Origin of the sequence: Actinoalloteichus spitiensis RMV-1378 (assembly GCF_000239155.1) — a bacterium.
GTDB classification, from domain to species: Bacteria; Actinomycetota; Actinomycetes; order Mycobacteriales; family Pseudonocardiaceae; genus Actinoalloteichus_B; species Actinoalloteichus_B spitiensis.
On record NZ_AGVX02000534.1, the window covers coordinates 1 to 5,136 of the forward strand.

The 5,136-nt window shown below is 75.3% G+C and carries 6 protein-coding genes and 1 riboswitch; of the genes, 2 read left to right on the forward strand and 4 right to left on the reverse strand.

Annotated features, from left to right (window positions below; translation table 11 throughout):
• Nucleotides 1-1,159: FUSC family protein (locus ACTIDRAF_RS30280; protein WP_016700714.1), on the forward strand; the 1,159-nt coding region annotated here is incomplete at its 5' end.
• Between the two features lie 42 nt (nucleotides 1,160-1,201).
• On the opposite strand, the gene thiG is transcribed toward ACTIDRAF_RS30280, so the two are convergent.
• From thiG to ACTIDRAF_RS0221165, 3 genes are read right to left on the reverse strand one after another with little or no spacing between them, the layout of a single operon-like run.
• Nucleotides 1,202-1,969, reverse strand: coding sequence for a thiazole synthase (gene thiG / locus ACTIDRAF_RS0221155; protein ID WP_026066349.1), 768 nt, complete (start codon nucleotides 1,967-1,969; stop codon nucleotides 1,202-1,204).
• A 5-nt stretch (nucleotides 1,970-1,974) separates the two neighbouring features.
• Nucleotides 1,975-2,175 (reverse strand): sulfur carrier protein ThiS, encoded by a 201-nt coding sequence (thiS, locus tag ACTIDRAF_RS0221160; protein WP_026066350.1) that lies wholly within the window; start codon nucleotides 2,173-2,175, stop codon nucleotides 1,975-1,977.
• Nucleotides 2,175-3,434 (reverse strand): FAD-dependent oxidoreductase, encoded by a 1,260-nt coding sequence (locus ACTIDRAF_RS0221165; RefSeq protein WP_016700717.1) that lies wholly within the window; start codon nucleotides 3,432-3,434, stop codon nucleotides 2,175-2,177. The genes thiS and ACTIDRAF_RS0221165 overlap by 1 nt, the downstream gene beginning before the upstream one ends.
• A gap of 6 nt (nucleotides 3,435-3,440) precedes the next feature.
• A riboswitch (TPP riboswitch) is annotated at nucleotides 3,441-3,549 on the reverse strand.
• A gap of 108 nt (nucleotides 3,550-3,657) precedes the next feature.
• Here ACTIDRAF_RS0221165 and thiE point away from each other — a divergent pair.
• Nucleotides 3,658-4,338 (forward strand): thiamine phosphate synthase, encoded by a 681-nt coding sequence (gene thiE, locus ACTIDRAF_RS0221170; protein ID WP_016700718.1) that lies wholly within the window; start codon nucleotides 3,658-3,660, stop codon nucleotides 4,336-4,338.
• Nucleotides 4,339-4,368: 30 nt separating this feature from the next.
• On the opposite strand, the gene ACTIDRAF_RS30285 is transcribed toward thiE, so the two are convergent.
• A complete protein-coding gene (locus ACTIDRAF_RS30285; protein WP_016700719.1) occupies nucleotides 4,369-5,037 on the reverse strand; it encodes a S1 family peptidase in 669 nt (222 codons plus the stop codon).
• Nucleotides 5,038-5,136 lie beyond the last annotated feature (99 nt).

Genomic DNA, 5,136 nt, shown 5'->3' on the forward strand with positions numbered 1-5,136 from the left:
GCTGGCGGAACGCGGGGCCGAGCTGCCGCCGGCGGTGGGCATGGTGCGGTCCGGCCTGGACCGCGTCCGGCGGGCCGTGGTCGACCGGAGCTCCGAGCGGTTGGCGAGGCCGTCGTGGCGAGGCGTGCTGCTGCGCGCCCTCGGAGTGCTGACCGCCCACCTCTCCTTCCGGTCTTCCTTGTTCCGGCACTCGCTCCGCTGCGCGCTCGCGGTCGCCGGCGGCATGCTCATCACCCTGTGGCTGGACACGCCGTCCGCCGCCCCGATGCTGCTGGTGCTCTACCTCGTCCTCCAACCGATCACCCGCGACACGATGGAGGGGGGCCTACAACGGACCGGGGCCTCGGTGGTCGGTGTCGCGCTCGCGGCCGGGCTGGTCGCGCTGCTGCCCTGGCCGTGGGTGTTCGTCCCGGCCCTGCTCTTCGCGATGATCGCCGGCGCATCGGTGCTGCGGACGAGCTTCCCCCTGCTCATGTCCGGTGTGGTGGCCGTCGTGCTGCTCGTCCAGGTTCCGGCCACCGGACGCCCGGTGGCCGCGGTCCTGGTCAGCTTCGGCGCCATCACCGCCGTCGGAGCCACTCTCGCGCTGATCGTCGGCTACGCCAGTTACCTCGTGCTGCCCAGCAGCTCGCTGCCCAACGTCGGCCGGACGACGCGGCTGGCGACACTGGCGGTCCGCGAGCTGACCCGAGGCGCCTACGGAGCCCGGGACACCTCGGAAGGACGGCGGGCGCTGCGCGGTGCCTACGTGCAGTCGCTGCGACGCACCCAGGACCTGCTGGGGCTGCCGGCGCGGCTGGAGGACGCCGGGCCGTCGGCCGAGGAGGCAGCCCGGCGCGCGGGGGCCGCGCTGGACGCGTTGCGAGCCGCCGTGGGCGGCGTCGCGTTCCGCCCGCTCGAGGTCCGGGAACGTCTCACGCCCGTGCTCCGGCTGGCGGACGAGGAACTGGGCGAGGTGGGGCGTCGCGCTCCCCGGGAGGAGCGACCGGACCTCACCGGGGTCGAGCTGCTGGCCGGGCCCGTCGTCGAGGGCGCCTACCTGTCCCGGTTGGCGGTGGACGAGCTGGTCGAACTGGGGAGGGAACTCTCCGAGGACGCCGAGCACGAGGCGCGGCCGGACGCCGCCCTCGAGCACGCCTTCCGGCACCAGTCCTGGTGAGGGCAGGCGGACCGCCCGTACCGGTGGGGCGGTACCACCCGATCAGCCCGCGCCCTCCACGGCGGGGCTGGACGCCCGCGCCCAGAACCGCCGGGGGATGCGGCCGGCGAGACGCGCCTCCCGACCGGCTCGCACGGCGTCCCGCATCGCCCGCGCCATCCGTTCCGGTTCGTCGGCACGGGTGACCGAGGTGGCGAGCAGCACGGCGGCGCACCCCAGTTCCATGGCCAGCGCGGCGTCGGAGGCGGTGCCGATTCCGGCGTCCAGCACGACCGGGACCGACGAGCGGTGCACGATGAGTTCGATGTTGTGCGGGTTGCGGATGCCCAGGCCGGACCCGATCGGTGAGCCCAACGGCATCACCGCCGCGCACCCCGCGTCCTCCAACCGGCGCGCGAGAACCGGATCGTCGTTGGTGTAGGCGAGGACGGTGAAGCCGTCCGCCACCAGTCGTTCGGCGGCCTCGAGCGTCTCGAACGGGTCCGGGAGCAGGGTGTCCTCGTCGGCGACGACCTCCAGCTTCACCCAGTTCGTGTCGAGCGCTTCCCTGGCGAGCCGGGCCGTCAGCACCGCCTCCGCCGCGCTGCGGCACCCGGCCGTGTTGGGCAGCGTCCCGACGCCCAACCGGCGGAGCAGGTCGAGGACTCCGGGACCTCCCGAGGTGTCGGCCCGGCGGAGTGACACGGTGGTCAGTTCGGTCTCCGACGCCAGCAGGGCGCGTTCCAGCACCGACAGGTTCGCCGCCCCACCCGTCCCCAGCACCAGCCGGGACGAGAACCGGCGGCCGGCGATCTCCAGCACGTCGTCCACGGACCTCACCCTCCCTGCACCGCCGTCAGCACCTCGAGCCGCGCGTCGGGCGTCAGCTCGGTCCGCGCCCACTCGGCGCGGGGCACCAGGTCGCCGTCGAGCGCGACCGCCGTCCCCCGCTCCGGTGCGCCGACGGCCGTCACCGCCGCCGCGACGGTGCACGGCTCGGCGAGTTCGTGCGCGTGGCCGTTGATCAGCACCCGCATCACTGCCCCTCTCCCACGTGGTCGGTCCCGGTCGGCGTCGTGAACCGTGCCGGGTCGGTCGCCGACAACAGTTCGTCGGTGTCGGTCGAAGGCGAGGTGAACGCCGCCCCGGCCAGCCCGAGCAGCCGGCCGACCAGCTCGACGGTCACCGGTGTCAGCAGGAAACCGTTGCGGTGGTGTCCGCTGGCGACCAGCAGCCCTGGTTCGAGCGGACCCACCAGCGGGACGTTGTCCGGGCTGCCGGGCCGCAGCCCCGCGATGGTCTCGGTGATCTCGTACTCGTCGAGGGCGGGAACGAGCGTGCCGGCGTCGGTCAGCAGCTCGCGCACCGCCCCCGCGGTCACCGAGGTGTCGAAGCCGTTCTCCCGTTGGGACGCGCCCACCACGAGGCGCCCTCCGTCCCGGGGCACCAGGTAGGCGGTGCGACCGCGCACCGAGCCGCGGACGGTGCGTCGTGGCGGTGGCAGGCTCCCCGGGGTCGCGGCGAGCCGGACCACCTCGCCCTTCACCGGGCGGATCAACTGGCCGAGCCGGGGGTGCAGGCGGCTCGACCACGCGCCGGCCGCCAGCACCACCACGTCGCACTCCCGGGTTTCGCGTTCCCCGTCCTCGGTGCGGGGCAGGCCAGGTGGGGGCGGGTCGGCGGGCCCGTTCCGCGTGGCGCGGCGCAGCAGCACCCGGCCTCCGCGTGCCTCCTCCGCGAGCCAGCCGGTGTCGAACACGGCACCGGCGGACCGGGCGGCGGCGCGCAACGCCCACAACAGTCGTCGGTTGTCCACGGCGAGGTCGCCGGGCACGTGGAGCCCGTGGCGCACGGCCGGCCCCAGGGACGGTTCCAGCGAGCGGGCCTCCCGCCCGGACAACGCGGTCACCTCCCGCCCGCGCGCCGCCAGGTACCGGGCCAGCCGTTCGAGGTCGGCTCGGTCGGCACCGTCCACTCCCACCAGGAGCCCGCCTTCGGCGGAGAGCAGCGCGCCGCCGGGCGCGCGGTCCGCCGTGCCGCCCGCCGCGACCGAGACGGCCGAGGCGAACGCGGGCCAGGATTCGAGCGACGCGGAGCCGAGCCGCAGCGAGATCTCCTCCCCGGGCCAGGCCTCCGCGACGGGGGCCAGCATCCCGCCGGCGACCCAGGAGGAACTGGTGCCGGCCGGTTCCGGGCCCACCACGACCACCGACCACCCCGAGGTGGCCGCGTGCCAGGCGACCGCGCTGCCGATCACCCCGGCACCGACGACGACCAGCTGGTTCGTTCGCTTCACCGTTGACACGTCTCTCACCACGCTCCCTGCGCCGGCATGATCCGGATCAGGTTCCACGGTCGGGGCCGGCAGGCCCCCTCTCAGCCTGGTGCCCCAGACTCCCGTGCGGACTGCCCTCACCGTAACCCGGCGGCGGGGCCGGGAACCACCCGCCCGTGGGGGCCAGCCCGCTGGGAGGCATGGACGTCGTTCCCCGCGTGGCGCGTCTCCTAGGCTCACGGGTATGCCAGGACTGACCGGAGAGCGGGTACGGGAACGGCTCGCGGCCGCCCGGCTCTACCTGTGCGTCGACGCCCGCCGCGACCGGGGCGACCTCGCCGAGGTGGTGTCGGCCGCGTTGGCCGGTGGCGTGGACGTCGTGCAGCTGCGGGACAAGGGGGGCCCGTCCGGGCCGCTGGAGGCGCGGGAGGAACTGGCCGCGCTGCGGACGATCGGGGAGCGCTGCGCCGAACATGGTGCGTTGCTCGCGGTCAACGACCGGGCGGACATCGCCTTGGCGGCCGGAGCCGACGTGCTGCACCTCGGCCAGGACGACCTCCCGGTGTCGTGGGCGCGTCGCGTGGTCGGCGAGGACGTCGTCATCGGGCGGTCCACCCATGACCGCGACCAGGCCGACGCGGCGGCGGTGGAGCCGGGGGTCGACTACTTCTGCGTCGGCCCCTGTTGGACGACCCCGACGAAACCGGGCCGGCCGGCAGCCGGGCTCGACCTGGTGCGCCACACCGCACGGCGGTGGGGGACCGACGGGCGGCCGTGGTTCGCCATCGGCGGTATCGGCCCGGAACGCCTGCCCGAGGTCCTCGACGCCGGAGCGGAGCGGATCGTCGTGGTGCGGGCCATCACCGAGGCGGCCGACCCGAGGGAGGCGGCCTCGGCGTTGCGGGAGCGGTTGCCGCCCGGCTGAGGCGGACGTCCTCGCGGTGGGCGGGCCGGGTCATGCGGTGAGCAGGGTGAGGCCCCAGGCGGCCAGCAGGGCGGTGACCGGCAGGACGTGGTCGCCGCCCCCGCCCCCGGGGCACGGTCCGCTCGCGAGCAGGAGGACGCCCTGGGCCTGGTTGCCGCTGACCACCGGCGTTCCCTCGTCCTGGCCGCGCTCCGAGCACAACGTCGTCCTGGTGAGGCCGGAGACGGTGCCCTGCGGGAACGTCACCGTCTGGTTGTGGGCCAGCACGCTTCCGCACCGCAACCCCGAGGTCGAGGTGCTGGCGCAGACCGCGCCGCCCACCGGGACCTGGGTCGAGCCGAGGACGGGTGTGCCGCCGCCGGCGCGGCCGACAGTCGGGCTCAGGGCCCACGCGCCGGTCGTCTGCACCCAGGCGCCCCCAGGAACGGGGTACGTGCTGCCCCGGACGACGCCCACCAGCTCGCCCCCGGTGGTGCGCACCTGCCCGCCCACCGGGCCGCAACGGCTCGTGGCGACGAAGCCCCCGGACACGGTGAAGGCCGCGACGCAACGGCTGGCGCCGACGACGAAGACGTCACCGCCGCGGATCTCACCGCCGGTGCCGGAGGAGGGCGGTGCTGCCGCCGACGCGCCGCCGCCGAGGAGCAGCGCGGCCGCGACGGCGACCCCGGTGACCAGGGTGTGGAGGGTTCGTCTCATGGCTGCTCCCGGTGGGCTCTGTCCTGATCGGAGGGAAGGGGAACGGGGATTCCCGGGGCCGGGCCGGGCCGGGTGGGTGGGGACGGCGCGCACCTCTGG